Source organism: Bradyrhizobium sp. Kon56 (assembly GCF_055807635.1).
In genome coordinates, this window is the sequence record NZ_JBVVOU010000557.1 from 1 (window position 1) to 248 (window position 248).

Here is a 248-nt window from a genome sequence, read left to right on the forward strand (position 1 = left end):
GTGCAGCGGTGGATCAGATCACGTAGAAACCGTGGGTGGCGTCGCGCGCCAGTTGCGCGACCAGGCCGTATTCCCAGTCCAAGTAGGCCTGCATGGCTTCCCGTGGGTTATCGGTGCCTTCATAGGGGCGGCGGTAGCGGTCGATGCGCGGTGAGGCCAGGTGCGTTTCGCCTTCTTCCAGCGGCAGTTGCGCGGCGATCCAAGCGGCGGTGCCACCTTGCAGCAGGAACACTTGGCTGCCGGTCAGG

1 protein-coding gene is annotated in these 248 nt (G+C 65.3%); it reads right to left on the reverse strand.

The annotated features are described in order from the left end of the window. Positions 1-13: 13 nt before the first annotated feature. Positions 14-248, reverse strand: a 235-nt coding sequence (locus tag AC0L3B_RS40035) for a rhodanese-like domain-containing protein (protein WP_473383499.1), incomplete at its 5' end; no start/stop codon positions are given.